At 63.1% G+C, this 26099-nt stretch carries 21 protein-coding genes and 1 pseudogene; 8 read left to right on the top strand and 14 right to left on the bottom strand.

Annotated features, from left to right (window positions below; translation table 11 throughout):
- Positions 1 to 8: 8 nt before the first annotated feature.
- From JQF37_RS02660 to JQF37_RS02645, 4 genes are all read right to left on the bottom strand, one after another.
- Positions 9 to 1718: an FAD-binding protein gene (locus JQF37_RS02660; RefSeq protein WP_130204316.1), complete on the bottom strand. Its 1710-nt coding sequence runs from the start codon at positions 1716 to 1718 to the stop codon at positions 9 to 11.
- Between the two features lie 294 nt (positions 1719 to 2012).
- On the bottom strand, positions 2013 to 3584 hold the full coding sequence (locus tag JQF37_RS02655; protein WP_130204315.1) for an amidase family protein: 1572 nt from the start codon (positions 3582 to 3584) through the stop codon (positions 2013 to 2015).
- Between the two features lie 110 nt (positions 3585 to 3694).
- Positions 3695 to 5347 (bottom strand): methyl-accepting chemotaxis protein, encoded by a 1653-nt coding sequence (locus tag JQF37_RS02650; protein ID WP_130204314.1) that lies wholly within the window; start codon positions 5345 to 5347, stop codon positions 3695 to 3697.
- Between the two features lie 55 nt (positions 5348 to 5402).
- Complete coding sequence (locus JQF37_RS02645) at positions 5403 to 6839, bottom strand: coniferyl aldehyde dehydrogenase (RefSeq protein WP_130204313.1); 1437 nt, start codon at positions 6837 to 6839, stop codon at positions 5403 to 5405.
- Between the two features lie 199 nt (positions 6840 to 7038).
- Between JQF37_RS02645 and JQF37_RS02640 the strand changes: the two genes are divergently transcribed.
- Together JQF37_RS02640 and JQF37_RS02635 are read left to right on the top strand one after the other, a co-directional pair.
- Positions 7039 to 8022 carry a flavin reductase family protein gene (locus JQF37_RS02640; protein ID WP_130204312.1) on the top strand — a complete coding sequence of 328 codons (984 nt, stop codon included), beginning with the start codon at positions 7039 to 7041 and terminating at the stop codon, positions 8020 to 8022.
- On the top strand, positions 8019 to 9359 hold the full coding sequence (locus JQF37_RS02635) for an MFS transporter (RefSeq protein ID WP_130204311.1): 1341 nt from the start codon (positions 8019 to 8021) through the stop codon (positions 9357 to 9359). The genes JQF37_RS02640 and JQF37_RS02635 overlap by 4 nt, the downstream gene beginning before the upstream one ends.
- 148 nt (positions 9360 to 9507) lie before the next feature.
- Here JQF37_RS02635 and JQF37_RS02630 read toward each other — a convergent pair.
- Positions 9508 to 9828, bottom strand: a pseudogene (locus JQF37_RS02630) (NAD(P)-dependent oxidoreductase); the annotation flags it as partial.
- Positions 9829 to 9862: 34 nt separating this feature from the next.
- Between JQF37_RS02630 and JQF37_RS02625 the strand changes: the two are divergent.
- The gene (locus tag JQF37_RS02625) at positions 9863 to 10186 is read left to right on the top strand and encodes an ABC transporter permease subunit (protein ID WP_239142500.1); all 324 of its coding nucleotides are present in this window, start codon (positions 9863 to 9865) and stop codon (positions 10184 to 10186) included.
- 7 nt (positions 10187 to 10193) lie between these two features.
- Here JQF37_RS02625 and JQF37_RS02620 read toward each other — a convergent pair whose 3' ends face one another.
- Positions 10194 to 10892 (bottom strand): CerR family C-terminal domain-containing protein, encoded by a 699-nt coding sequence (locus JQF37_RS02620; RefSeq protein WP_130204310.1) that lies wholly within the window; start codon positions 10890 to 10892, stop codon positions 10194 to 10196.
- 107 nt (positions 10893 to 10999) lie between these two features.
- Between JQF37_RS02620 and JQF37_RS02615 the strand changes: the two genes are divergently transcribed.
- From JQF37_RS02615 to JQF37_RS02605, 3 genes are read left to right on the top strand one after another with little or no spacing between them, the layout of a single operon-like run.
- Positions 11000 to 12079, top strand: a complete 1080-nt coding sequence (locus JQF37_RS02615; RefSeq protein ID WP_130204309.1) for an HlyD family secretion protein — start codon at positions 11000 to 11002, stop codon at positions 12077 to 12079.
- Entirely contained in the window at positions 12072 to 13640 is a 1569-nt protein-coding gene (locus tag JQF37_RS02610) for an MDR family MFS transporter (protein WP_130204308.1), read from the top strand. Before JQF37_RS02615 ends, JQF37_RS02610 begins: the two co-directional genes overlap by 8 nt.
- Positions 13641 to 13644: 4 nt before the next feature.
- Complete coding sequence (locus tag JQF37_RS02605) at positions 13645 to 15192, top strand: efflux transporter outer membrane subunit (protein ID WP_130204307.1); 1548 nt, start codon at positions 13645 to 13647, stop codon at positions 15190 to 15192.
- Positions 15193 to 15251: 59 nt separating this feature from the next.
- On the opposite strand, the gene JQF37_RS02600 is transcribed toward JQF37_RS02605, so the two are convergent.
- From JQF37_RS02600 to JQF37_RS02575, 6 genes are all read right to left on the bottom strand, one after another.
- Positions 15252 to 15896, bottom strand: coding sequence for a dTMP kinase (locus JQF37_RS02600; RefSeq protein WP_130204306.1), 645 nt, complete (start codon positions 15894 to 15896; stop codon positions 15252 to 15254).
- A gap of 284 nt (positions 15897 to 16180) precedes the next feature.
- A complete protein-coding gene (locus tag JQF37_RS02595; protein WP_223272636.1) occupies positions 16181 to 17245 on the bottom strand; it encodes a 2,3-butanediol dehydrogenase in 1065 nt (354 codons plus the stop codon).
- 90 nt (positions 17246 to 17335) lie between these two features.
- On the bottom strand, positions 17336 to 18448 hold the full coding sequence (locus tag JQF37_RS02590; protein WP_130204304.1) for an acetoin dehydrogenase dihydrolipoyllysine-residue acetyltransferase subunit: 1113 nt from the start codon (positions 18446 to 18448) through the stop codon (positions 17336 to 17338).
- The gene (locus JQF37_RS02585; RefSeq protein WP_047529010.1) at positions 18445 to 19464 is read right to left on the bottom strand and encodes an alpha-ketoacid dehydrogenase subunit beta; all 1020 of its coding nucleotides are present in this window, start codon (positions 19462 to 19464) and stop codon (positions 18445 to 18447) included. The genes JQF37_RS02590 and JQF37_RS02585 overlap by 4 nt, the downstream gene beginning before the upstream one ends.
- A 33-nt stretch (positions 19465 to 19497) precedes the next feature.
- Complete coding sequence (locus JQF37_RS02580) at positions 19498 to 20475, bottom strand: thiamine pyrophosphate-dependent dehydrogenase E1 component subunit alpha (protein WP_130204303.1); 978 nt, start codon at positions 20473 to 20475, stop codon at positions 19498 to 19500.
- On the bottom strand, positions 20453 to 21553 hold the full coding sequence (locus tag JQF37_RS02575; protein ID WP_130204302.1) for an NAD(+)/NADH kinase: 1101 nt from the start codon (positions 21551 to 21553) through the stop codon (positions 20453 to 20455). The genes JQF37_RS02580 and JQF37_RS02575 overlap by 23 nt, the downstream gene beginning before the upstream one ends.
- Positions 21554 to 21896: 343 nt before the next feature.
- Between JQF37_RS02575 and JQF37_RS02570 the strand changes: the two genes are divergently transcribed.
- Positions 21897 to 23777 carry a sigma-54-dependent Fis family transcriptional regulator gene (locus JQF37_RS02570; RefSeq protein ID WP_130204301.1) on the top strand — a complete coding sequence of 627 codons (1881 nt, stop codon included), beginning with the start codon at positions 21897 to 21899 and terminating at the stop codon, positions 23775 to 23777.
- A gap of 134 nt (positions 23778 to 23911) precedes the next feature.
- Here the strand turns inward: JQF37_RS02570 and JQF37_RS02565 are convergent, their stop codons facing one another.
- Entirely contained in the window at positions 23912 to 24850 is a 939-nt protein-coding gene (locus JQF37_RS02565) for a LysR family transcriptional regulator (protein WP_130204300.1), read from the bottom strand.
- Between the two features lie 119 nt (positions 24851 to 24969).
- Between JQF37_RS02565 and JQF37_RS02560 the strand changes: the two genes are divergently transcribed.
- Positions 24970 to 25197: a DUF2790 domain-containing protein gene (locus JQF37_RS02560; RefSeq protein ID WP_130204299.1), complete on the top strand. Its 228-nt coding sequence runs from the start codon at positions 24970 to 24972 to the stop codon at positions 25195 to 25197.
- 21 nt (positions 25198 to 25218) lie between these two features.
- Here the strand turns inward: JQF37_RS02560 and JQF37_RS02555 are convergent, their stop codons facing one another.
- A complete protein-coding gene (locus tag JQF37_RS02555) occupies positions 25219 to 26088 on the bottom strand; it encodes a methyl-accepting chemotaxis protein (protein ID WP_189340245.1) in 870 nt (289 codons plus the stop codon).
- Positions 26089 to 26099: the final 11 nt, after the last annotated feature.

Raw genomic sequence — 26099 nt, 5'->3', positions numbered from 1 at the left:
ACCCCCTCCTATCGCCGGCTGGCCAAGTGGTTGGCGGCCACATAAGCGAAGGTCATCGCCGGTCCCAGGGTTCCGCCGGCGCCCGGGTAGCTGGTCCCCATCACCGATGCCGAACAGTTGCCGATCGCGTACAGACCGTCGATAGGCGCACCGTCCTCGCGGACCACCTGTGCGTGTTCGTTGGTCAGCAAACCACCCTTGGTGCCGATGTCTCCCGCATCCAGGCGCATGGCGTAGTACGGTCCCTTGCGCAACGGTGCCAGGCACGGATTAGGCTTGATGGTGCTGTCGCCATAGTAACGGTCGAAGACATTGTCGCCGCGCCCGAAGTCAGAGTCCTTGCCCGTGCGAGCGTACTCGTTGACCTTGACCACGGTGGTTTCGAGACCGACGGTATCGACACCGATCTGCCTGGCCAGCCCGGCGAGGGACTCGTCCTTCCAGTACAGGGTGTTCAGCCATTCCTTGCGCAAGCGGCTGTCGGGCATGATCTGCGCCGGCATCAACGGTCCCATCGCATAGTTGAAACGGAAATGCCCGTCGAAAATCACCCAGGCCGGCACCGACTTGCCAGCGGTGAGTCCGTTGTCGCGGTACATGGCATCGACGAATTCGAGGTAGGGAGCGGCCTCGTTGACGAAGCGCTGCCCCAGGCTGTTGACCACGATGGCGCCAGGAAACGCGCGCTCGGCAAAGATCCCCCGGGGTTTTTCCTCGCCCGGTACGGCGATGGTCGGGGCCCACCAGGCCCAATCCATCAAGGCAGTGGCCGCACCCTGCGCCAGCCCGGCCTCCAGTGCCGCGCCGGTGTTATTCCCCGGAGGGGTTGCACTCCAGGCCATGCGGGTCGGTTGCGGCAGGTATTTTTCACGCAGTGCCTGGTTCTGTTCAAAACCACCGGACGCCAGAATCACGCCATGGCGCGCGTGCAATTGCATCTCGGCCCCGTTACGCCGTACGGTGACGCCGTTGACCCGCCCGCCTTCGGTGAGCAACCCGGAAAAATCGGTGTTGAGCCACAGCGGCACATTGCGGTCCATCAGCGAGCGTCGCAGCGACGCCACCAGCGAACTGCCCAGCGAGGCACGGCGATCAATCTTGCTTTTACGACGCCATTTGAAGTCCAGTTTGTATCGCAGCATCAGGCCCATGATGAGCAGGCGCCAGCCAAAGCTGCGCGCCATGACCTTGTGTGCATCGCGGGCGGTCCAGGCGATGCACCCCATGAGCAACGTCGAGGGCGATGGTTTGCGCAGGTTGGCCAGTTCGTCACCCAACAGGCTGGTATCGAAGAATTCCGGATCCAGAGTCCTGCCGCCCGGCAAGGCGCCCGGCAGGTGCGGGTAATAATCGGGGTACTTGGAGGCCACCGCGTAGCGCACCCGGCTGGTACGGGCCAGCGCTTCGATCATCTTCGGTGCGTTGTCCAGATAAGTGCGCAGGCGGATTTCCTCAACCTGATCGCCCGCCGCGGCCTTCAGATAGCGCAACGCCGTGTCGTAATCGTCGTTGCCGTTCAGGCGTGCAAAATAGTGGTTGTTGGGGATCCAGATGCCGCCGCCGGAAATCGCCGAGGTGCCACCGTACTTATCGCTTTTCTCCACGATCAGCACGCTGAAACCCTGGTCGGCGAGGAACACCGCCGACGTCATTGCACCTGCTCCCGAACCAACGACAATCACGTCGTAGTGGGTCTGAGACTGAACTTGAGCCGTCATTATTGTTGTGCCATTAGCTGAGGTCAGAAATAACCGCCGTCGACGCTGCGCGAACGCGGGCGGAGTGCAACCCATGATCGGGGCTGCACGGGCCGTGCTCATCGTCAAAGCGGACTAGGAAGATGTCAGTGTGGAGAGGACGCTTGCGGGTGCTGATAGGGATTGCCTGGGGGTACAGCGCTTTGTTGTGGCGAGGGAGCTTGCTCCCGTCGGGCTGCGCAGCGGCCCCTTTTTTGAGAGCGCTACGCACTCAAACGGGAGCAAGCTCCCTCGCCACAATGGGTGTGCGGTGTCTCAGAGGACTGCGCGCCTTGCCGCCCAGGGGCGGTCTTGTTCCAACTGGTGGGCCAGACGCAACAGTCCATCTTCACCCCCCAGGCGGGCGGTGAACATCATGCCCACGGGCATGCCGCTGTCGCTCTGTCCCAGGGGCAGGGAAATGGCCGGTTGTCCACTGACGTTGGCCAACACGGTGAAACCGGCGCTACCCATGGCGTGATGGGCATAGCTGTCCCAGGGCTGATCCAGCGTCAACAGGCCCAGTTGCGGGGTCAGGTTGGCGGTCACCGGTGAGAGGATCACATCGAAGCGCTCGAAGGGTTGCTCCATGGTCGCGCCGATGCTTTCGAAGGACTGCCGGGCGCGATACAGGGCTTCGCCGGTGGTCATCTTGGCTCGTCCAAGGTTGATCTGGGTGATTTGCTCCAGGTCCTGCTCGGTGGCAGCCCGCCCCAGCACCAGTTCACGGTCGTGAATGGCCGTACGCAAGGCTGTGCCGATCACCGCGCCATGAGCGCCGAACAACTGGCCAGGGTCGATGTTCAGCGTCAGTTCCTCGACTTCATGCCCCAGCCCCAGCAACTGCTTGATGGTCTGCTCCAGCGTGGTCGCAATCGCCGGTTCCAGGGCTGCACCGGTCAGCGACTGGCGAACCACGGCGACCCGCAACTTGCCCGGTTCGCGCTGCAATTCTTCGACATAAGGCCGCAACAGCGGTGGGTTCCAATAGGCGCTACCGGGCTCATGGCCCTGGCCCGCGTCGAGAAACAGCGCGGTGTCACGCACCGAGCGCGAGACGACGTTGGCGACACTGGCACCGAACCAGCCTTCGAAATGCCCCGGACCGCTGGGGGTGCGATAGCGGCTGGGCTTGAGTCCCACCAGACCGCAATAAGACGCCGGAATGCGGATCGAGCCGCCGCCGTCGGTGGCATGGGCGACAGGCACGATGCCGGCCGCCACTGCGGCCGCTGCGCCACCGGAAGATCCGCCGGCGCTCATGGCCAGGTTCCATGGGTTGCACGTCTGCCCCCACAGCTTGGATTCGGTGGTGGTGGTCAGGCCGAACTCGGGACAAGTCGTCTTGCCGAAGGGCACGGCACCGGCCTGTTCGTAGCGGGTGATCAGGGTACTGGTCCGGGGAGCGGGCGGCGCGTCCTTGAACAAACGGCAACCGTTGCTGGTCGAGGTGCCTTGCAGATAGGTATTGAGGTCTTTGATCAGTACCGGAACACCGGCCAGCGCGCCCTGTTTTTCAGTACCGGCGGCGCGACGCTGGGCCAACAACGCCCTGGCGTAGTCCTCGTGCAGCATGTTCACCGCCTTGACCCGGCCATTGACCGCCTGGCAGCGCGCCAGCGCGGCCGCCAGCAAGTCCGCCGGTTGCAGTTCGCCGCTACGGATCGCCTGGCCCATCGCCCAGGCGTCCAGCCCCTGGTAGTCACTGTTGGACAGTCCCTCGGAACGGGCATCGGCGAATCGCCCGAGGAGGCCGACACCCACGGCCAGTGCGCCGGCCTTGAGCACGCTGCGACGGGGCCAGCCGCTCTGCGCAGCGTCGGAAGCAGTGGATGGCTCGGCAGTCATGAATCGGTACTCGTCGTTCTGCATAATGGTCTCGCGCCCTGTCAATTATTGTTTTAAGGGTGATTAAACGGCTTTTTTCTTTCGGCGAACAACCCTGTCCCGCCAGGCATTCAAGCCACATTGAAGCGTGACGACAGCTGATCCAGCTCTTGCGCCAATTGTTCCAGGTCCGACGCGGCAATCGCACTTCGCCCGGCGCCGGCCGACAGCGCGCCGGTGCCTGCCGAGACACTGTCGACCCGCGCGACCATTTCCCGGGTCACCCGCACCTGTTCAGTGATCACCGTGGCAATGGTGTCGACACTGCGGATCACGTCATCGGTGCCACTGCGAATCTGCGCCACCGAGTCGCCGGCCTGATGCGCCAGGCTGACCCCGTCATTCACCCGGTCCACCACCCGGCCCATACCGTCGACCACCGCCAGCGTACCTTCCTGGATGCGTTGCACCGTCAGATCGATTTCGCCAATCGAGCGGGCGGTACGCTGCGCCAACATCCTGACTTCGTCGGCGACCACGGCAAACCCACGCCCCTGCTCGCCCGCCCGCGCCGCTTCGATAGCGGCGTTCAGGGCCAGCAGATTGGTTTGTTCGGCAATGCTGCGAATCACATTGAGCACATGGCTGATTTCACCGGAATAGCCTTCCAGTTCACGAATATGCACTGCGGTATCGCTGATCACATCGCTGATACGGTTCATCTCCCGGGCCATGTCGCGGATAAAATCTTCGCTTTTGCCCGAACGCGCCGCCGAGTGCTGGGTGATGCTGCGCGACATGCCCACATGATTCTCCACTTCACCGATCGACCCCGACAGATGTTCGACCGCGCTGGAGATGCCGCGCACCGCATCAGCCTGCTGCCGGGTGGCCAACGAGGCCAGTTCCGCGGACTCGGCCATGTGCCTGGCTTCAGAACTGACACGTTTGACCAGCACGCGCATTTGCGAGATCAGCCTGTGCAGGTTGTCACGCATCGCCGCAATGTCACCCAGCATCCGCGAAAACTCGTCATGCCCCTTGACCTCGATGGTCCGGGACAAGTCGCCAGCGGCAATGGCGCGGACACTGGCGCCCGCCTGGGCAAAGGCACGCTTGAGCCGGGTCAGGGTGGAAAACGCGGTCAGGCTGCCCGCGAACACGCCGAACAGGGCCAATGCCAGATACGCCAACAAGGTCGAGCGATAGCGTTGCTGCGCCGCTTCATACGCGTGCTCGGCCGCAGCCTGCTGGATCGCTTGCAACTTGCCCAGCTCAAGCACGGCGGCATCGCCCTCAGGCTCGGCCATGCGCAGGAATGAAAGAATGCCCGGCAATCGGAAGTCGCCGGCTCGAAACGTTTCCAGAAGGATTTGCAACTCGTCCTTCCAGGCCTGGTAGTGCGCGGCAAAGGCGTCGGCCGCCTGTTGTTCCTCACTGCTCAGCGTGCGTTGGCGGTACTGCGCCCAGCGTAGATCAAGCGCCCGGTTGCTGGTCTCGATTGCACTCAAGGTGGCTTCGACGGGACGATCGAACGCCGCCACCAACGGGCCCTCGGGGTCTTGCTGGATGGCGAGCAGGACCTGGCGCCGGCTTTCATCGAGGCGCTGCCGGACCTCGCCAAACATCAGCAGCGTCGCCAGGTTGTCTTCGTTGATCGCTCGCAGGCTGTCGCGCGCCTGTTGCAGGCCGTGGGCGCCGAAACCGACCGCCAGCACGAACAACAATGTGGCCAACAACGCCCAAAGCCACAGACGCTGAGCGATAGTGATTGTCTTGAACATGAACAATGGCTTGTCTCGTGCAGCGTGCGGGGCGCCGGTAGCGCCCCGCACGGGGTCAGTCGGCAGTGACGCTGGCCAGCATGGCCGTCAGGAAGTGCTCGCTGTACGGCGGCAAGAGTCCCCATTCGCGACGCGGGTCATGGGCCGGCGCCTTGAACACGGTGCGCTGGTGGCTGAATTCGAGGAATCCTTCGTGGCCATGGTAATGGCCCAAGCCCGAAGCGCCGACGCCGCCGAACGGCGCGTCGTGCATCGCCGCATGCATCATCACGTCGTTGACGGTGACCCCGCCGGACACGGTGCGATCCAGTACGTATTGCTGCTCTTTCGGGTCTTCGCCGAAGTAATACAGGGCCAGCGGACGCGGACGCGCATTAATGTCGTCGAGGACGCAGTCAAGCTTGTCATAGGTGAGTACCACCATGGCCGGGCCGAAAATTTCTTCGTGCATGATCACGCTGTCCGGCGCCGGGTCGACCACCACGCGCAACGGACGGCGCCGATCATCGGCGTTCGCCGCCACGGGTTCAGGCACGCTCTCGATGCGGGCGCCCCGGGCCTGGGCATCCAGCACATAGCCTTCGACCCGATCCAGATGCCGCTGGTTGACCACCGCCACCACATCCGGGTTGCCGGCCACCGAAGGGTTGAGTTCGCGATAGGTGGCGCGCAGTGCGTCGAGGAACGATTCGAGCTGCGCCCTGGGTACATACACCAGATCCGGATTGACACAGATCTGCCCGCCATTGCAGGCCTTGCCCACGGCGATGCTGAAAGCGGCTTTTTTCAGGTCGGCGCTGGCGGTCACGATGACCGGCGACTTGCCGCCCAGCTCCAGCGTCACCGGCACCAGGTTCAGCGCAGCGTTGCGCATGACCAGCCGCCCGGTCGCGGTACTGCCGGTGTACACCAGGTGATCGAACGGCTGGGCGCTGAAGGCTTCGGCCAGTTCGACGTCACCGGTGACCACAGCGATCTCCAGCGGGTCGATGTGTTCGGCGAACAGCTGCGCCACGAGCTCGGCGGTGCGCGGTACCACGTCCGACGGCCTGAGGATGGCCCGGTTGCCCGCCGCCAGGACCGAGGCCAGGGGACTGAACAAGGTATACAACGGCGCATTCCAGGTCCCGAGAATGCCGACCGTGCCCTTGGGTTGATGCATCACCCAGGCCTTGGCGCCGAGCTGATCGTAAGGCGCGAACGGCGCACGCGGTTCATCCTGCATCCAGTCTTGCAGATGGTCCCGCGCATATTTGAGCGAAGCCAGGGCACCCACCACATCATTCATCAGCGTGAAACCGGCAGGCCGGCCGCCGAAATCCAGGTCGATCGCCTCGGTCAGGGCCCCATGGTGGCGCACCAGCAGGTCGATTACTTGCTGAAGTCGGCGGCGGCGGGTATCAGCGCTCACAGCACCGGCGCCGGCGAATGCGTTTTTTTGACGGGATAACAGGCTGGCAAGCCCCTCGACGGATGATGTGACGGAACTCATTCGTGCCCCCTTGCAGGTACTGGCCCCATGGCCGGGAAGCGCCCGATGCGCTTGCCACCACCCTAGCCCCGCCTGCCCCCGCGCCGCCTCGTCCGATCGGACGAGGAACGCCTGAATCTGTTAGTCCGTTGAGACGATGTTTAATAGCGTGTCGGAACCAATACTGGCCCTACGAAAATCCCACTCCATGAGGCCAGTCATGGCAACGCCAAACGTCAGTTTCGATCCCCAGGCTTTTCGTGCCGCACTCGGCACCTTTACCACCGGGGTCACGATCATCACTACCCAGTCCGAAGACGGCTCCCCCGTGGGGATCACGGCCAACAGCTTCAATTCGGTTTCGCTCAACCCGCCGCTTGTGCTCTGGAGCCTGTCCAAGCAGGCCCGCAGCCTGCCGGTGTTCACCAGCGGCAAGCACTGGAACGTCCACGTACTGTCCACTGAACAGGAAACCCTGTCGGGACGCTTCGCCACCCAAGGCGAAGACAAGTTCTCGGAAATCCAGCTGGACAATGGCGTCAGCGAGGCGCCGTTGCTGCAGGACTGCACGGCGCGTTTCCAGTGCCGTACCGCGTTCCAGTACGAAGGCGGCGACCATGTGATTTTTGTCGGCGAAGTGCTTGCGTTCGATCACAGCGACCGCGCGCCACTGGCGTTCCAGAGCGGCCAATATGCCCTGGCGACCCGCAAGCCCCGCAGTGAGCTGCGTCTGGCCACCACGCCGCCGCCTCCGGAATGCAGCTACACCGAGGACTTGCTCGGCTATCTGTTGGGACGCGGCCATTATCAGGTGCTCAATGCCCTGCGGCAGATGCTGAGTCATCAGCAGCTGGACGAAATGGCCTTTTTCATCCTGTCCATTCTGTGCATCCGCGACAACCTGTCCCTCGAAGAAATCAATACCTTCGTGACGTACACCGGCCGCGAAGTCAGCCTGGCCAGCATGCGCTTCCTCGAACACCAGCGCCTGGTGGCGATCGAGGGGACAGCCGATGCCTTGCGTTTTGTCCTGACCGCGCAGGGCCGGGAAGTTTCGCTGCATCAACTGGCACTGGCCAAGGCTGTCGAGGAAGACCTTGCGGCCAAGCTCGGCGCCGCCGATGCACAAGCCTTGAAGGTCTTGCTCAAGCGCCTGATTGTGGTGAGCGACCCTGGCTTGCCGGATCTTTGGGCACCGCGATGAGCGCGAACCCGAGGAGCACGCTGCCGCCGGCCAGGGCCGGTTGGCGCAGCCACGGTTTGCTGTTGCTGCTGGCCGTGGTGTTCGCCGACAACTTCGTCGGGCGACAGATACTCGCGGTGATGATCGAACCGATCAAATCGGAATTCGGCGTCGGCGATACGGCCATGGGACTGATTTCCGGCCTGGCGTTCGCGGCGGTGTATGCCCTCATGGGATTGCCCGCGGGACGGCTGGTCGATCGGATGCCACGCACCCGCCTGCTGGCCATGGCCTGCCTGCTCTGGGCAGGGGCAACCATGGCCTGTGGGTTGGCGGGGAGTTTCCTGGCGCTGGCCATTGCGCGCATGCTGGTGGCCGTCAGCGAATCGCCGACCACCTCGGCCTCGCTGTCGGTGATCGCCGATTTGTATCCCCCGCAACGGCGCTCCCTGGCGATCAGTTGCTTCACCAGCGCCCCCACCTTTTCTTCGATCATCGGCTTGAGCATCGGCGCCTGGGTGGTGGAGCACTACGGCTGGCGCACCGGGTTCATTGCCCTTGGCGCGCCCGCCTTGCTGTTCAGCGCCCTGCTCGCCTTTGTCGTCCGCGATCCACAACGAGGCCGCTGGGACCTCACGCCCCACGCGCAAGCGCCCTCCCCGTTGCTGGGCATGAGGGCCGAAGCTCGTGAGCTCTGGGCTTTTCCGGCTTATCGCTGCCTGATCCTCGCCGGCGGCCTGACCACACTCAGCTCCTACGCCGTCGGCATGTGGAATACCAGTTTCCTGGTGCGCTCCCACGGTTTGTCGCTGCAACACGCCGGGCTACTGGCCGGGGTCATTTGCGGTATCTCAGCCGGGATCGGTGGGCTCTTCAGCGGTTGGCTGAGTGATCGCCTGAGCCGCCGTCACCCGCACTGGCAGTTGTCCATTCCGGTGTTGGGCCACCTGACGGCGCTCGGTGCGCTGATACCCTATCTGCTCTGGTCCGACTCGGTGCTGATCCGCATCGGCGATGTGCCCATCCCCACGGCAATGCTCTGGTGCGCCCTGTATGCGTTCTTTGCCGTGTGGTGGGTCGCGCCGTCGTACAACCTGGTGACCCAACTCGTGCCCCCGGGTCGGCGCGGGAGCGCCATGGCCCTGCAAACCATCATCAGTACCCTGCTCGGGGTCGGTGTCGGTCCACTGCTCGTCGGCCTGTTCAGCGACCTGCTGCTGCCGGCCTATGGCCAGGAGTCACTGCGTTACGCGCTGATGCTGGTGAGCCTGCCGGTGCTGGGCTCGGTGCTGTTGCTGGTACGCACGGCAAGCCATGCGGCCAGGACTGAGTACCGCCATGCGCTGACTGTTTCGTAATCGCCAGTGGTGTTTGGAGTGCTGGCGAAGAACGGCCGGTCACCACGGGCATTCAGGCAGCCCGCGTTTTCGTTCGCGACCATCGCGGGAAAACCTCGCCCCTACGGTGATCGCGGATGCCCGTCGGAGCAAGCAACCGTGTCGAAACTCAGGCCACCCCACCCCGCTCAATCGCACAGTTATTCCAGGCCTGGGTCACCGGCATCACCTCCAGGCTGTTGATGTTGATATGCGCCGGCTGGTTCATCAGCCAGAAGATCGTCTCGGCGATATCTGAAGGTTGAAGCGGCTGGGCGTTGGCGTAGACCGCTTCGTATTTCCGGGTGTCGCCGGCAAACCGCACCAGCGAAAATTCGCGTTCGCACAAGCCCGGTTCCAGGTTAGTGACCCGCACCCCGGTGCCTTGCAAGTCACAACGCAGGTTCAACGAAAACTGGCGTACGAAGGCCTTGGTGGCGATGTTCGCCCCGCTAGCCCTGAGCACCCGTGCCGGAGTCAAGTCGGTGGCCATCGAGCAGATTCACGCCGCCTACTCCATGGGCGCCAGTCGCGGTCAGGTGCTGCGTCACGTGATCATGCCGGCGGCGCTGCCAGAGGTACTGACCGGCATGCGTATCGCCATCGGCTTCGGCTGGACCACCCTGGTGGCCGCCGAGATGGTCGCGGCGACCGCGGGCCTGGGCTTCATGGTGCTGACCGCTTGCAAATTCATGGCCACCGACGTTGTGATCATGGGCATCCTGGTAATCGGCACCATGGCCCTGCTGTTCGACCTGGGCATGCGTTGGCTGGAGCGACGCCTGGTGCCGTGGAAAGGCAAGGCCTGAAACGCGATCAGACCCGGCGCAACGCTTCGAGCTGATGGAAGGTCTGCTCGCGAACGATCTTCATCAGCCGGTCAAAGCGTTCGCGGTCGAGGGTTTTCCAGCCCAGCGCGTCCATCGTACTGCTGCGGGTTTGATGGAACGGCAGCACCTGACCATGCAGGGTGATGGCGCGGATCGCACATTCGTCGTCGACGACCGCGCGCCCCAGCAGTCGGGCGATGATCGCGCTATTGACCGCCATGATCGGCTTGCCGATGCGCTCGTTGACCTGCTCCATTCCGGAAGTCGGTCCCAGCCCCGCCTGCTCGCGGGCATACAGCAGGCGCCACGGGTGGGCCTCTGTGGACATCAGCATGTACTCGGCAGCGCGCAGCTGGATCGACCAGAACGCCTCCATCAACGCTGGCGCATCAGGCTCGCCATCGAGCACCGCCTGGGCATCCTCCAGCGTTTCGCCCAGGTGGGCCCAGATGCAGGCCACCATGTGCTCGGTGCACGCCAGGTACACCCCTTCCTTGTTCTTGAAATAGTAATTGAGCGCCGGAGCGTTAACCCCCGCGCGCTCGGCGATGTCGCGTGTTGACGCGCCTTCGAAACCCTTTTCACCAAACAGTCTCAGGGCGGCCTCGATGATTCGGGCGCTGGTTTCATCGCCACACGAATAACCACCTTCACTGGTGGGGCGGCGCCGGGGGGGGGTGGACATGGACAACTCCTGGGCAAGACAGAACGGCAGCGTACCCGAAAATATATCAGTTGACATATTTTTACCGATCGTAATAATTCTAACAACTGATAAAAATTGAGACTCACATGACCGCGATACTGGCCGTTGACGAAACAGCGCTGGCCACCCAGCCCCAGCGCACCCGCAAACGCCAGTGGGTATGGCTCGCCGCTATCGCCGGGGGGCTCGGCCTGGTGCTGTGGGGCGCGTACTGGTGGACCACCGGACGCTTCATCGAGAGCACCAATGACGCCTACCTGCAAGCCGACAGCATGACCGCGGTACCGCGAGTGGGCGGTTCGGTCGCAGAGGTCTACGTCACCGACAACCAGACTGTCAGCGTCGGCCAGCCGCTGGTACGCCTCGACAGCCGCACTTTCCAGGCCGCCCAGGATCAGTCCGCTGCCAGCTTGGCCGCGCGCAAGGCAGACATTGCCCGTGGCGAAGCCGAACTGGCGCAGCAGCGTGCCGACATCGTTCAAGCCCAGGCGCAATTGCAGGGCGAAATTGCCAACCAGGCCTATGCCGCCGCGCAAATCAAACGCTATGAACCGCTGGCCCGCACCGGTGCCGAGACCGAGGAGCGCATGGAACAGTTGCGCAATGCCTGGCAGCAGGCGACGAGCAGCCGCAATGCCCGCGCCGCGCAGGTTCAAGTCGCCGAGCGGCGCCTGGCGACGCTGCAAGCGGCAATCACGCAGGCCCGCGCGCAGTTCGAAGGTGCCGATGCCAAACAGCGCCAGTCCCGGCTAGACCTGCAAGACACCATCGTGCGCAGCAGCCTGGCCGGGCGTGTCGCCGACCGCAGTGTGCGCGTGGGTCAGTACGTACAACCCGGTACGCGGTTGATGACCGTGGTGCCGCTTGACCAGCTGTACATCACCGCCAACTTCAAGGAAACCCAGATCGGCGCCATGCACCCGGGGCAGCCAGTGTCGGTGAAGATCGACGCTCTGCCCGGCGTGGTACTGCATGGCAACGTCGACAGCCTGGCGCCGGGCACGGGCTCGCAATTCGCCCTGTTGCCAGCGCAGAACGCCACCGGCAACTTCACCAAAATCGTCCAGCGCGTACCGGTGCGCATCCAGTTGCAAGCCGACCCGCAGTGGCGCGACATGCTGCTGCCGGGGTTGTCGGTGACTGTCGAAGTCGATACTCGTGGCTGACGCATCGGCGGCGCCCGCCGCCAAAGCCAGCAGCGGTGACTGGATTGCCGTGGGTGCCGGTGCCCTCGGCGCCCTGATGGCGACGCTGGACATTTCCATTACCAACGCAGCGTTGCCGCAGATCCAGGGACAGATCGGCGCCACAGGCACCGAGGGCACCTGGATTTCGACGGCCTACCTGATGTCCGAGATCGTCATGATCCCCCTCGCCGCCTGGTTGACCCGGGTGTTCGGGCTGCGCAACTTTTTGCTCGGCAATGCCGTGCTGTTCACCCTGTTCTCGGTTATGTGCGGGCTTTCGCAAAGCCAGCCGCAGATGATCATCGGCCGTTTGGGCCAAGGGTTCACGGGCGGGGCGATGATCCCCACAGCGCAAGTGCTGGTGGCCACGCGTCTGCCGCCCCGACAAATGCCTGTCGGCATGACGCTGTTCGGCCTGATCGTGCTGATCGGCCCGTTGCTGGGCCCGGTGCTGGGGGGCTGGCTGACCGAAAACCTGGACTGGCGCTGGTGCTTTTTCGTCAACCTGGGACCGTGCGCGGTGTTGCTGATGCTGCTCAACCTTGGCTTGCCCAAGGCCCGCGTGCATTGGCCGGCATTTCTCAAGGCTGACTGGCTGGGCATCGTCGGTCTGACCCTGAGTCTCAGTGCACTGACTGTGGTGCTGGAAGAAGGTCACCGCGAGCGCTGGTTCGAGTCGGTGCTGATCATCGAATTGAGCCTGTTGACCGTGGTGGGCGTGATCATGCTATTGATCGGACAGCGATTGGCCAAACAACCGATTGTTTGCCTGCGCCTGATGCTCAATCCGGCCTTTGCCAGTGTGATCGTGATCGTTTTTGTCATCGGCGGCGGACTGTACGGCGTGGCTTATCTGTTGCCGCAGTTCCTGGCCCAGGTGCCCGGCTACAACGCCCAGCAATCCGGAGCAGTGATGCTGATGTCCGGTTTGCCGGCGTTTCTGATGATCCCCATCCTGCCGCGTCTGGTGGGCCGGGTCGATGCGCGCTTGCTGGTGGTCACTGGCCTGGGCTGCCTGGCGATCAGTTGCGTATTCGCCAGCAGCCTGACGGCCGCCAGCGTCGGCCATGACTTCACCCGCTCGCAATTGCTGCTGGGCCTTGGCCAGATCATGGCGATGATGCCGCTCAACCGGGCCTCCATGGGCTCGGTTGAGCGCGTACTGGTGGCCGATGCCGCGGGCCTGTACAACATGGCTCGCAACCTCGGCGGCTCGGTGGGCCTCGCCTTGATGGGAACCTTCATCGAGCAGCGCAACGCCTTGCACGATGAACGCCTGCGCGAAGCGGTAACGGCCAACTCCGAACTGGGCCAGTCCTGGGTTGCCGATACTGCCCAGGGCTTTTTCGCCCAGCACGGCGACGCAGCCCACGCCGGTCTGCAGGCCCTGGCGCAATTGACCAACCAGATCGCCCGGCAGTCGCTGGTGATGACCTACTCGGAAACCTTCCATGTGCTCAGTGTGTTGCTGTTGCTGTGCATTCCCTTGGCGCTCCTACTGAAAATGCCGACCACGGGCACCCCGACGGCAGGGCACTGACATCATGAAATCCATCAACGCCGCCACCTGTCTCACCCTTGGATGCCTGCTCGTGGCAGGCTGCACCCTTGGCCCCGATTATCATGGCCCCGACAGCGTCGCCCCGAAGGCGCTCGAAAAAGGCTTCGCCCGCGCCCCTGCCGATCTGTCGAACCTCAAGCCTCAGGCCAACGCCTGGTGGCGAACCTTGAACGATGCGCAGCTCGATGCACTGGTCGACATGGCACTGCACGACAGTCCGACCTTGCAGGTCACCCGCGCCAGGCTTCGCCAGGCCCGTGCCGGTGCCGCTCTGCAACGAGGCCAGAGCCTGCCCAAGGCGGGCGCGAGCGCTGCGTACCTGCAGGCAGGTTCCGCCGGAAACGGTGCCGACACCCACCTCACCCTGGGTGCCTTCGATGCCAGTTGGGAGTTCGACCTGTTCGGTGCCAACCGCCGCGCCGTCGAATCCGCGCAAGCCCAGGCACAAGCGGCGCAGCACGACCTGGCCGATGCCCAGGTACAACTAAGCGCCGAAGTCGCGCATGACTACCTTGGCTTACGCGAACAGCAACAGCGCGCCGCCCTCGCCCGCCAGTCCCAGGCGCTGGAAGAACAGACCCTGGTACTGACCGAGCAGCGGCTTGCCGGCGGCACGGCCTCGCAACTGGATCTGGAGCGTGTCCGGACCCAGGTGCAGACCACTCGCTCGGCGATCATCGCGCTGGATGGCGCGGTGCTCGAATCCCTCGATCAACTGGCGCTGCTGTGCGGCCTGGCACCGGCGACCCTGGACTCCCGGCTGAGCACACCGCAACCCTTGCCTGAGATGCCGGCAAACCTGGCCATCGGTGACCCGGCGCAGCTGCTGCGTCAGCGCCCCGACATTCGCGCCGCCGAACGTGAATTGGCGGGCTACACGGCCAACATCGGCCAGCAGCGAGCGGGGGCATTTCCCAAGGTCAGTCTGTTCGGCAGCCTGAGCATGGTTGCCACCGACAGCGGCTCGCTGCTGCACAAGGACAATCTCGCCTGGCTGGGCGTGCCCTATCTGCAATGGGACGTGCTTGACTTCGGCCGCAACGAGGCACGCGTCGATCAGGCCGAGGCGCGCCGAGACGAAGCGCAGGCCCATTACGCCGCCATAGTGCTGGCCGCCCTGCGCGACGCCAATGTGGCCCTCTCGCGGTTTGGCACCGATCGGCAGAATGTCGTGGCCCAGGCTCAGGTCGAAGCGTCTGCCAGCCGCGCTGCGACCCTGACCCGACAACGCTACCGCGCCGGTACCAGCACCGCACTCGGCTGGCTGGACGCCGAACGCACCCACTACAGCGCCCAGCAAGATCTGATCGAGCGCCAGGCGCAATGGCTCAAGGACTACGTAGCGTTGCACAAGAGTCTTGGGTTAGGGTGGCAGGCATCCCCTCCGCCTGAAAGCCCGATTCAACGTGGTGCCCTGGGCCGACCGCCCGAACGTGTGGCGGCGGGTGCGCTACCCCTTCGTCCATGGCCAGTTCGAACCCCGCCAGTTTCCGTTGTCGCAATGGCGCCAGTGCACACGCCAGGCCAATGAGCTCAAGGCCGTCGACCGCTGGTGGCTGGAAGGTGAGGATGCCGGCAGTGCACAATGATCTAAACCTCAGCTATCTCAACCGCATCTACCGGACTTCCAAGGACTCTATAGATCTCAGAAACAACCTGCATCGTGGCGTCCTCGATCGTTCCTTCATTACGGCATAGCACCCAGCCGTGATCCGCAATCGCTCGTTCGAACGCGTGGGTACAAGCGACCTGTTCTTCCAGCTTATGGATGACCGTACTGCTCAGCCCGCGCTGTCGTGCCGCTGCCCTGGCCCATGAAATTTCAGGGGCGGTGACAACCCCGACATGCAGGTCTGGCACTCGCACGTTTCGCTCGATGTTTAACTGTAGAATTTCTGCAAACGGGATTATCCGGCGAAACGCCGCCTCAGACGGGTACCAGCGATCAATCAAGATGATGCTGCCCGGTGGCTGTTTAACCAGCACATGGCGGGAAATCCAGGCACGGCTATCGGCAAAGCGCTCACAAACCCCCCACTCCAAATCCCGGCCGGGATTTCTGACGAGCTGGTTGACGAGGGCCATTGTTTCACCCCTGTAGGGATCGCTTTTTTTCTCACAAAGCCGGATCACCATTTTGTTGTCGGCCCTCAGTACTTTCGTAACGGCCTCCAACAGCGTGGTTTTGCCGGTTCCCTTGGGCCCATCGAGTGAAACAAACAGCGGACGATTCATTCTTCAAGTAACGATTGATATACGGTTTTTTTGCCCGGTTCGTTCGCTGGAAACGCGTGGCGCGACGATGCGAATCGAGTGGAGGGACCTTATGAACAGACATTTGATGAACACTCTAACCCGGTTTCCGGCTGACGGGTCTCAAATCCAGGGTCCGGTTCTCTTTCAACCAGCCAAACCTGCGTTCGATGATGTTGCGCTGGTCGCAATAGCGCCGCAGGTACTCAACGCCGTAGCCCTTGTGCGCTTGCGACCAGCCTGGTCCATCGTGCGATTCAGCCGCTTCAGACTCGAGCGGGCGACACGATGATTTTGACGTTGTGCTCCTTGTTGTTGACCAGCTCCTCGAAGCCTTGCCCGACGATCTGCTCCAACTGAATGCGCCCAGTCACCAGCGGCGTGATATCCAGCCGACCGTCAGCGATAAAGGCGATCACATCCGCGAATTCACCGTTGTAGGCCAGCGCACCCAGCACCTGTTTTTCGGTAGCCACCAACTCGAAAAAGTTGAACTCGCTGGGCTCCTCGAAGATCCCCACCAGTACGCACTTGCCGGCCTTGCGGATCAGGTCGATCGCGAGCTTGGCCGTGTGTTTGTTGCCGATGCATTCGAAGCTGACATCCGCCCCGAGCCCACCCGTCAGGCGCCGCACTTCAGCCAGGGCATCGCATTCCTTGGGATCGAGCACATGGGTCGCCCCCACTTCCAGGGCCTTGGCCTTGCGCGCGCCAGACATTTCCAGAGCGATCACCTGAGCCGCACCGGCAGCCTTGGCGCACATGATGGTGCACAAGCCAATGGTGCCCGCCCCCACGACGACAACGTTCTGACCGAGCAGGCTCCCGGCTTTTTTCACTGCGTGCATGCCCACCGCCAGAGGCTCGATCAGTGCCCCGGCTTCTGCTGGAAAGTTCGCCGGCAACTTGTACAACAGATTCGCCGGCACGTTGACCAGTTCGGCGAAGGCACCATTGTTCATCAGTCCGGTGAAGGCCAGGTTCTCGCAGATGTTGTACAGGCCGTGGGTGCAGTAGTAGCAAGTACCGCAATGTTGGCAGGCATCGGCCGCCACCGGTTCGCCGACGCTGAAACCCTGGACCCCGGCACCGAGTTCGACGATTTCGCCACAAAACTCGTGACCGAGAATGCACTGGCCCTTGATCCCGGTCAGTGGATGCGGTGCGTCAACCGGTATGAACACCGGCCCGGCCACGTACTCATGCAGATCGGAGCCACAAATTCCGCACCATTGCACACGGATCTGCACCCAGCCGGCCGGTGGCGCCATTGGCAGCGGAACGTCTTCGACACGGATATCGTGACGGCCGTGCCAGACAGCGGCACGCATACTGCGTTGAGGATTGATTGGAAGGCTCATAGCGACATCTCCTTGAAATAGTTGCTCCTGACAGTCCGCGAGAGGCCGCCAGGAGGGGCGTCAGTGCTGTTGCACAAACTTCAGAATCAATGGGTTCACTTGCTCGGCCGCTTCCATCTGCACCATGTGTGCCTGACCAGGCAGGACCTCGACCTGGGCCTTCAGCCCGGCGCTATGGTTCGCCGGAATAATCGCGTCGTCACTGCCCCAGATCAACAACACGGGCTGTTGGCCGTCCTGTACCACGCCCCGCAGATCGTGCTGTTGCCATCCATCTTTGAACAAGCCTGATACCAGCAGGCGCAGGGCCGCACCCACGCCTTCCAGGCGCTTGTACTTGAGCATGTCTTCGAGCATCTGCCGGTTGACCAGATCGGGATTGGAGAACAGTTTCACCAACTGTGGCTTGAGGGCATTGCGGTTGGCCGCCTCGACAAAACCTTCCAGGTAATCACCGTTGATGCCCTCTCCCAGACCCGCGCTGCCGATCAAGGTCAAGGTCCGTACCCGTTGCGGTGCCAGACGCGCCACGTTCAGCGACACCGCTCCGCCCATGGAGTGACCCACCAGATGCGCGGCGGGAATGTCCAGGTGATCAAGCAGTGCCAGCACTGCGCTGCTCAGCTCATCCAGGTCTCCGCGCTCCAGCTGTTTGGTCGACTCGCCATGGCCCGGCAGGTCCAGAGCAATCACCCGACGCCCGGCGGCCAATGCTTCGTGATTGAACATCCAGTTGTTCAGGTCACCGCCAAAGCCGTGCACCAGTACCAACGGCACCCCGCCTTCGCCGCGCTCGAAGTAACGGATCAACCGCCCGTCCAGCTCGACCTTTTGCGGCTTAGGCCCCTGGTCTTCCTCGGCACTGCCCCCGGGCACGAACGTGGCCTGAAACTGCTCGATAACTGCATCGATCTCGACCTCGCTGGCCTCGCCATCGACCACGATGCCGAGCAACGCCCCCACCGCGAGGGTTTCATCCTGGCGGGCGATCTGCCGACGAAGCACCCCGGAAAAAGGCGCTTCGACACTGCTGGAGATTTTGTCGGTTTCGACGTCCAGCACTTCGTCGCCCTTGGCGATGGCCTGGCCTTCCTCCTTGAGCCAGACATCGACCCGGCCCTCAGTCATGGACAGGCCCCATTTGGGCATGGTCAACGTATGGATCTGGCTCATGAACGCTTGCTCCACTCGATCAGTTTGAGCACGGCGTTCTCGATCTTCGCCGCGTCGGGAATGTAGAGGTCTTCCAGAGCGTCGGAGAACGGAACCGGCGTATGCGGTGCAGTCACCATCTCGATCGGTGCCTTGAGCGACGCGAATGCTTTTTGCGCCACCAAAGCCGAAATATCAGTCGCCATGGAGCAACGCGGGTTGGCTTCGTCGATGACCACCAGGCGTCCGGTCTTCTCCACGCTTTCCAAAATACTGTCTTCGTCCAGCGGGCTGGTGGTGCGCAGGTCGATCACCTCGCAGTCGATGCCGCGCGCGGCCAGATTGCGGGCGGCGTCCATTGCGGTATTGACCGTACGGCCATAGGAGACCAGCGTCACATCCTTGCCGTCACGCAGGAAGTTGGCTTCGCCGAAGGGGATGGTATAGAGCTCTTCCGGTACTTCACCCTGCATGCTGTAGAGCATTTTGTGCTCACAGAAGATCACCGGGTCGTTGTCGCGGATCGCCTGGATAAGCAAACCCTTGGCGTCATAAGGAGACGACGGGCAGACCACTTTCAGCCCCGGAATGTGGGTCCACAACGAGGTCAGCATTTGCGAGTGCTGGGCGGCGGCCCGCAACCCGGCACCGACCATCGTGCGGATCACCAGTGGCGTGGCCGCCTTGCCCCCGAACATGTAGCGAAACTTGGCCGCCTGATTGAGGATCTGGTCCAGGCAGCAACCGGCGAAGTCGACGAACATCAACTCACACACCGGGCGCACGCCACAGGTCGCGGCGCCCACGGCAGCACCGACATAGCCCAACTCCGACAATGGCGTGTCCAGCACACGCCCGGGGAACTGGTGATAGAGGCCCTTGGTCACGCCCAGCACCCCGCCCCAGGCATCGTTTTCACCGGGGGCACCGGCACCGCCGGCGACGTCCTCCCCCATGATGAACACGCTGGGATCGCGGCGCATTTCCTGGGCCAGCGCTTCGTTGATTGCCTGCTGATAACTGATTTTTCTCGCCATGATGAAAGTCTCGATTCTTGTTATAGGGGGCGTTCAGGGATAGGAAACGTAGACGTCGGATAGCAGATCGGCCGCGCTCGGCTTGGGGTCGGACTTGGCCTTGCGCACGGCGTTCTCGATCAGCAGGTCCACCTCGCTGTCGATCTGGTCCAACTGGCTGGCCTGCACCCGCCCGGCGCGGGTGACGCGGTCGCGGAACTGCATCAAACAGTCGTTGTGCTCGCGGAAATGCTTGACCTCGTCCGGCGCCCGATAAGTCTGGGCGTCGCCCTCAAAGTGACCGTAATAGCGCGTCAGCTTGACCTCGATCAGCGACGGCCCCTCCCCGGCCCTGGCCCGCTCCACGGCGGCACCGGCAGCTTCGTGAACGGCGAAGAAGTCGAAGCCGTCCACGGTGACGCCGGGCATGCCGAAGCCGGCTGCGCGGTCGGCGATGTGATCGCAGGCCACCGACCAGTTGGAGGCCGTGGCTTCGGCGTAACCGTTGTTCTCGGCAATGAACAGGCACGGCAGATTCCACACCGAGGCCATGTTCATCGCTTCGAACACCGCCCCTTCGTTGGAACCACCGTCACCAAAGAACACCACTGCAACACTGTCAGTGCCCTTGAGTTTGGCGGCCAGGGCCGCGCCCACGACCAGCGGCGCACCGGCCCCGACAATGCCGTTGGCACCGAGCATGCCTTTCTCGAAATCGGCGATGTGCATGGAGCCGCCCTTGCCTTGGCAGACCCCGGTTTTCTTGCCGTAGATCTCGGCCATCATTCCGTACACATCGACGCCTTTGGCGATGCAGTGGCCGTGACCACGGTGGTTGGAGGCAATGAAATCGTCATCACCCAAGTGGGCCATGACCCCGGCGGCCGAGGCCTCTTCGCCGGCATACAGATGGACAAAACCGGGAATCTCACCGGTGGCAAATTCCACGTGCAGGCGTTCTTCAAAGACGCGGATGGTGCGCATCACCTGATAGGCATGCAGCAATTGATCAGCGGTCAGCTGTGTCGACATTTTTATTCTCCAGGGTGTCTTGTGGTTCAAGGTTCAGAGGGTGTTGCGGGTGCTCGCGGCCGATGGCCAGTAGTCGCTGTTGCGCGGCATGGGCCAGGGTCGCATTGACATCGATGCTCAGCGGACCGCCGGCATCGAGCGTGACCGTGGGCCGGTCATGGGCGTTGAATTCGATCTCGCGTTCGCCATCGAGGGCGAGGGTTCCGCTGGCCAGGCACAGACGATGGGCGACCCCGGGTTCAAGGCTTCCGGCCGCGAGCACACCGCAGCCTTGCAGCAGGCCCGGCGCCAGAGGCACCAGCAGCGCTTCGGGCGATCGCGCATCGAGTCGCATCCAGGCCCCGCCAGGTGCCTGACGTGACACGGGAAACCACAGGCCGCAAAGGGCCGAGATGCCAATGGACTGAGGTTCGGCGAAGGTCACGAACACCTCGGCCAGATCGGCCCCACGACTGATGGCCCGCGCGCCGACAAAGGGCAGCGAGGACACCGCCACGTCCACCAGGGCCATCTCGCACAGGCCACGACTCGGCTCACGCACCAGCAAACGTTTGTTGCGGCGCAAGGCGATCCCGAGCGGGATCCGCCCACTGACAAACAGCCCGCCGGCCAACCCGGCGCTGGTGGCTTCACGTAATTCCGGAAAGGCGTTATTGGTGCCGGTGGACAGCGTCAGCAGCGGAATGTCGCCCACTTCAGCGGCCACCGCCTTGTGAGTGCCGTCACCGCCCAGCACCGCAATCAGCGCAACGCCGCGTTCGGCCATCCAGCGTGCCGCGAGGCGGGTGTCCTCGACGCTTTGGCGCAGGGTCAGGTCGAGGAACTCCAGGGCCGGCCAGTGACTGCTGCGCGCCTGGCGACCGTGGCTGTTTTTCAGCACGGCGGCGGCAATGCCCGTCATGTCCGTGGGCATCAGCACCCGGTCGACACCCGTGGCGCCGAAGGCCGCCAGCAAGCGCTGGATCACCGAGACCTTGTCGGTACTGGAAAACATCCCGGCGTTGGCGGTCAGTCGCCGCACGTCGCGGCCGGAGGCCGGGTTGGCAATGATGCCTACGGTCAGCGGCGCACGACTCATGACGCCACCAACGGCAGAACAGGGAAAGGCTTTCGGCAAGACATCGGGCACCTCTTTTTATTATTGGGTGGCCAGTCGGGCTGGTTGCCAGAGCTAGAGCAAGGCCGGTGCCAGGTCTGCAAAAACGCCGGCATAAGCCCGCCGTAGAGCGTTCCGGCGGCCACCCATGGGTGACCGGAATCGATCCCGAATGAGACGCGTCATGTCAGGCTGCACGAGGTGGCGGCGAGACCGTGAGACGTCGCGTCTCACCGCCGGCCCCGGTTGACCCGACACTTGTCTGTGGCCAATGAACGGCGCTTAATAGCCGCACAACTAAAAGAAGATGGAACCGGAGGCCTTAATGCTTTCCGCACACTCAAAGGCGCATGTGGATTGCGTCAGCCGTGTTTTGAAGAATGCCGGGCACCTGCCGCAACTGCCCGTATCGGACCTGATTCTTGACTCCTGGCGCCGTTCCATGGAGCAACACCACCTGGATCCCGGCTCGCTACAAGGACCACGGATCCTCTCGCAGAACGTGTTGCAGGAATGCCGCGAGCGCTCGGAGTTGTTCTCGCGCATCGCCAGTGAAGAAGTCGCCCGCCTCCACGGTCGGGTCCGCGATGCCGACTACTGCGTCCTGCTCACAGACGCTCAGGGCCAGACCATCGACTACCGCGTCGAAACCTCCATCCGCAATGACTGCCGCAAGGCCGGTCTTTACCTCGGCACCTGCTGGTCGGAGGGTGAGGAAGGCACGTGTGGCGTGGCGGCGGTACTGACTGCGCGAACGCCGGTCACTGTTCACAAACGCGATCATTTTCGCGCCGCGTTTATCGGACTCACCTGCTCTGCCGCGCCGGTCTTCGACCCCAAGGGCGAACTGCTCGGGGTGCTCGATGTGTCGGCGGTGCGCTCACCCGACGACCGTCGCTCCCAACACCTGATCCGGCAGATGGTGGTGCAGAGCGCGCGTGAAATCGAACAGGCATTTTTCATGAGCAGCGCCCAGGGTTACTGGGTGCTGCGGGCCCACGGTAGCCCCGGCTACGTCGACAGCCAGCCCGATTATTTGCTCGCCTGGGACGACGACGGCTGCTTGCAGGCATTGAACCCCGCTGCGCGGCAATGGCTGTTGCACAGTTTTGGTCAACTGCCGGAACACATTGGCCAGGTGTTCGATCAGCAGATGCTGCATCGGATCAGTGACGAATCGCTGTGCCTGTTGCACAGCCAGGCTGGCCACATGCAATTGCACGGTCGCCTCAACATGCCACGGCGGGTGAAGCGCAACGCTCCGCGACTGGCACTGACACCCGCCGAACTCGACCCGCGACTGGAAGAAAGCCTGCGCCTTGCCGTGCGGGTCAAAGACCGCAACCTGCCGGTGCTGATCCAGGGCGAGACCGGCTCCGGCAAGGAAGTCTTCGCCCGTCAGCTGCACCAGGCCAGTCAGCGCCGCGAGCGGCCGTTCGTTGCGGTGAACTGCGCGGCGATCCCCGAGAACCTGATCGAAAGCGAATTATTTGGCTATGTCGCCGGCGCCTTCACGGGTGCCTTGAGCAAGGGCATGCAAGGCCTGCTGGAACAAGCCGATGGCGGTACTCTGTTCCTCGATGAAATCGGCGACATGCCCCTGCCCTTGCAAACCCGGCTGCTGCGGGTGCTGGCGGAGGGTGAAGTGGCGCCTCTGGGAGCTTCACGGAGCAAAGCGATCGACCTTCAGGTCGTCTGCGCGAGCCACCGCGATCTGGAGGGACTGGTCGCCGCGGGCGAGTTTCGCGAAGACCTCTACTTTCGTTTGAACGGTGCACGCTTCCAGCTACCGCCTTTGCGCGAGCGCAGTGACCGGCTGGCGCTGATCAACCGGATTCTCGCTGAGGAATCGACGCTTTGCGCGGAACCGATACAACTGGCAGGTGCGGCTCTGGAATGCCTGCTTGGCTACCGCTGGCCAGGTAACGTTCGCCAGTTACGGCACGTGCTGCGTTATGCCTGTGCAGTGTGCGATTCAAACCTGATCCAGGTCAGCCATCTGCCCGAGCAGCTGCGGGATCACAGACTTGATGGCCCAACCATTGACTGCTGCGCGAGCCCGGAACGCCAGGCGCTGCTTGACGCCCTGATCCGCCACCGCTGGAAACCCACCGCCGCTGCCAAGGCGTTGGGCATTTCCCGGGCAACCCTGTATCGGCGGGTGCATCAGCACGGCATCGACATGCCTGGCAGAAGCCAGGTGTAAAGCCTGGCTGCCCAGGCAAACCGCTATTGCGGGCGCTCGTAACGTCTCCAGGCTTTTTGGCTCATTGGTCTTGCAGTCACGTCGCCGCGCAGAGCAGGTGCTGATGTTAAAGCGGCTTCCTGGAAAAACCGGCGCTAGCCCACTCCCCAGTGCCGAACATCATTCGCGATGACCTCATGTCCGGAAAAAAGCCCGGGCAACTCGGCCTTGAGAAAGTCCACCCAGGTCCTCACCTTGGCATCCAGAAAACGCTTGGAAGGATAGAGTGCATAGACGTTGCGCTCCCTGAGCCGGTGGTCCCCCAGCACGCGCACCAACGTGCCCTCGCGCAGCGACCGGGTTGCGGTGTAGAACGGCAACAGGCTGATGCCCATCCCGGCCTCCGAGGCATTGACCATCGCCTCGGGAACGTTGCTCTGGAAGGTCTTGCCGGGCACCACGCAATGCTCAGCCTGCTCGTCACGGAAGACCCACTCATCGCCGTGCAACGGGTCGATCATGCGCAGGCAGCAATGTTCATTCAAGTGTTCGGGGCGGGTCGGCAGGCCCCGACGCGCGATGTACGCGGGCGATGCGCAAGGCATGCTGAAGATGCGCCCTACCGTTTGGGCAACGAATTGTGAATCCGCCAGGTCCTGGGCAATGGAGATGACCACGTCGTGCCCGTCTTCAAGGGGGTCGGGGTTGCGTTGCGACAAGGTCATCTCGACCACCACGTCCGGGTAGAGCTCGCAGTAGCGGGCAATCAGCGGCGTCATCAGCACACCCAGCCCGGTCAAACAGTGCAGACGCAACCGGCCATTGGGCTCCAGGTGAGCGCCACGCGCTTCTGCGGTGGCCTCGGCCATGTCGTCCAGTATTTGCCGCGCCCGCAACAGGAAGCGTTCGCCGGCTTCGGTCAGGCTCAAACGGCGGGTGGTGCGCTGCAACAGGCGAGCCTGCACGTGCTGCTCAAGATCAGCCACCAGCCGAGACACTTGCGCCGTGGAAAAGTCCAGCGCCTGTGCGGCGGTGGTAAAGCTGCCTGCATCGGCTACACGCACAAATACCCGCAGGCTGTTAAGCAAGTCCATGAATCCTCCGGCGACAACGACTGTTGCATCTGATGTAACGCTGCATCAAGTACGGCCCTCTTTATCCCTATCAGCAGAAGAATAGAATTGGCTCATCGAAACACCACGCAGAGAAAACCATGAAGACCTTGTTAAGCGTCCTGTTGGCCCTGACCACAACCGCCGTCATGGCCGCCGAAAGCAACCCGAGCGCAACACCTCCATCCCTGGATATCGCAAAGGTCATCTCGGTCACCGATACCTCGACTGCCTGCGACGTTGTACCGGCGACCATGGTCTACATCGACCATCAGGGTGAAACCCACACGATGACCTACCGGGTGATGGGCAGTTGCTCGGGCGTTTGAGACGCCGCAAAGGCACCTCGTTCACGCCGCTATCCGGCTGGCCTGCAGGGCCAACTCGTGCAAACCGGCCAACCGCTGCATGACGCGCTCGACCACTTCCAGCCGGGCAACCGCACCACTGCGTAACTCCCCCATCGACTGCAACGCGACCTCGGCCTTGTCCAGGCCCAGACGCGTCGAATCGCTAAGCTGTTCAAGGCCCTGACGGGCATCCTGTGCCGACTTTTCCAGGCCTGTGGCGATCTGCCGGATCTGCGCACTGGAGTCCGCGGCCTGGCGCGACAGATTGCGCACCTCGTCCGCCACCACGGCAAAGCCCCGACCATGATCACCGGCCCGCGCGGCTTCGATCGCGGCGTTGAGCGCCAGCAGGTTGGTCTGCCGGGCGATGTCCTGGATGCTGCCGACAATCGCACCGATGCGTACCGACTGGCTGCCCAGCTCATCGAACACCTGATCCAGGCGCTGCAGGTACTGATCAAGATCCCCCAGCACGGCAGCCGAAGACTGCATGCTCACGGCGCTTGCCTGTACCCGCTCGCCCGCGCCACGCGCCAGCTGGTTGGCAAAGCGCATGTCTTCTTCAGTCTGCTGCACGACTCGAGTCAAGTGTTCGAGTGCCACCTTTACCTCGGCGCCCGGCCAGGCGGGCTCGACCACCGGCAACGACGGTAGCGGGACCGGTGCACTGGACACCACGGGATCCGGCTCCCGCTGCACGAGCACCTCGACCACGCGTATTGGCTGACGGTGATAAAGCACCGCCGCCGCCAGCAGCAACAGGTCGATGATGCCGGCATACATCAGGTGCATGCCGTTGCCGGCAGCCAGCAGCACCACTGCGCCGCCGGCTGTAATCAGGGCCAGTCGTGCCCAGGCTTTATTGCTCATACTCGCCCCCA

Origin of the sequence: Pseudomonas sp. MIL9 (assembly GCF_016887925.1) — a bacterium.
In the GTDB taxonomy this organism is placed as follows: domain Bacteria; phylum Pseudomonadota; class Gammaproteobacteria; order Pseudomonadales; family Pseudomonadaceae; genus Aquipseudomonas; species Aquipseudomonas mohnii.
The sequence above is the reverse complement of the archived record's forward strand: the minus strand, read 5'-3'. Positions and strand labels throughout refer to the sequence as shown.

What these genes read in the sequence shown, in the direction of transcription:
- JQF37_RS02660 (WP_130204316.1), bottom strand. Translation starts at nt 1,718, where the DNA reads ATGACGGCTCAAGTTCAGTCTCAGACCCACTACGACGTGATTGTCGTT.
- JQF37_RS02655 (WP_130204315.1), bottom strand. Translation starts at nt 3,584, where the DNA reads ATGACTGCCGAGCCATCCACTGCTTCCGACGCTGCGCAGAGCGGCTGG.
- JQF37_RS02650 (WP_130204314.1), bottom strand. Translation starts at nt 5,347, where the DNA reads ATGTTCAAGACAATCACTATCGCTCAGCGTCTGTGGCTTTGGGCGTTG.
- JQF37_RS02645 (WP_130204313.1), bottom strand. Translation starts at nt 6,839, where the DNA reads ATGAGTTCCGTCACATCATCCGTCGAGGGGCTTGCCAGCCTGTTATCC.
- JQF37_RS02640 (WP_130204312.1), top strand. Translation starts at nt 7,039, where the DNA reads ATGGCAACGCCAAACGTCAGTTTCGATCCCCAGGCTTTTCGTGCCGCA.
- JQF37_RS02635 (WP_130204311.1), top strand. Translation starts at nt 8,019, where the DNA reads ATGAGCGCGAACCCGAGGAGCACGCTGCCGCCGGCCAGGGCCGGTTGG.
- JQF37_RS02620 (WP_130204310.1), bottom strand. Translation starts at nt 10,892, where the DNA reads ATGTCCACCCCCCCCCGGCGCCGCCCCACCAGTGAAGGTGGTTATTCG.
- JQF37_RS02615 (WP_130204309.1), top strand. Translation starts at nt 11,000, where the DNA reads ATGACCGCGATACTGGCCGTTGACGAAACAGCGCTGGCCACCCAGCCC.
- JQF37_RS02605 (WP_130204307.1), top strand. Translation starts at nt 13,645, where the DNA reads ATGAAATCCATCAACGCCGCCACCTGTCTCACCCTTGGATGCCTGCTC.
- JQF37_RS02600 (WP_130204306.1), bottom strand. Translation starts at nt 15,896, where the DNA reads ATGAATCGTCCGCTGTTTGTTTCACTCGATGGGCCCAAGGGAACCGGC.
- JQF37_RS02595 (WP_223272636.1), bottom strand. Translation starts at nt 17,245, where the DNA reads ATGCGTGCCGCTGTCTGGCACGGCCGTCACGATATCCGTGTCGAAGAC.
- JQF37_RS02590 (WP_130204304.1), bottom strand. Translation starts at nt 18,448, where the DNA reads ATGAGCCAGATCCATACGTTGACCATGCCCAAATGGGGCCTGTCCATG.
- JQF37_RS02585 (WP_047529010.1), bottom strand. Translation starts at nt 19,464, where the DNA reads ATGGCGAGAAAAATCAGTTATCAGCAGGCAATCAACGAAGCGCTGGCC.
- JQF37_RS02580 (WP_130204303.1), bottom strand. Translation starts at nt 20,475, where the DNA reads ATGTCGACACAGCTGACCGCTGATCAATTGCTGCATGCCTATCAGGTG.
- JQF37_RS02575 (WP_130204302.1), bottom strand. Translation starts at nt 21,553, where the DNA reads ATGAGTCGTGCGCCGCTGACCGTAGGCATCATTGCCAACCCGGCCTCC.
- JQF37_RS02570 (WP_130204301.1), top strand. Translation starts at nt 21,897, where the DNA reads ATGCTTTCCGCACACTCAAAGGCGCATGTGGATTGCGTCAGCCGTGTT.
- JQF37_RS02565 (WP_130204300.1), bottom strand. Translation starts at nt 24,850, where the DNA reads ATGGACTTGCTTAACAGCCTGCGGGTATTTGTGCGTGTAGCCGATGCA.
- JQF37_RS02560 (WP_130204299.1), top strand. Translation starts at nt 24,970, where the DNA reads ATGAAGACCTTGTTAAGCGTCCTGTTGGCCCTGACCACAACCGCCGTC.
- JQF37_RS02555 (WP_189340245.1), bottom strand. Translation starts at nt 26,088, where the DNA reads ATGAGCAATAAAGCCTGGGCACGACTGGCCCTGATTACAGCCGGCGGC.